Raw genomic sequence first — 217 nt, 5'->3', positions numbered from 1 at the left:
ATCCCTCTTCCTCCTCCATAGTATTACTTTATTTCTATTGTCGCGGGGTGGAGCAACGAGCATTGCTTCATGAATAATCTGCGAGTTGTATCAATCGAGCTGCTGCTTGCATATGCTTACTGAGATTGATACAGTCCATGGAACATTGAGCATGGACAAAACTATATAATTTCTATTGTCGCGGGGTGGAGCAGTCCGGTAGCTCGTCGGGCTCATA

The sequence above is a fragment of the Bacillus sp. AFS031507 genome (genome assembly GCF_002584635.1).
In the GTDB taxonomy this organism is placed as follows: domain Bacteria; phylum Bacillota; class Bacilli; order Bacillales; family Cytobacillaceae; genus Neobacillus.
This window is presented reverse-complemented; position numbering follows the sequence as displayed.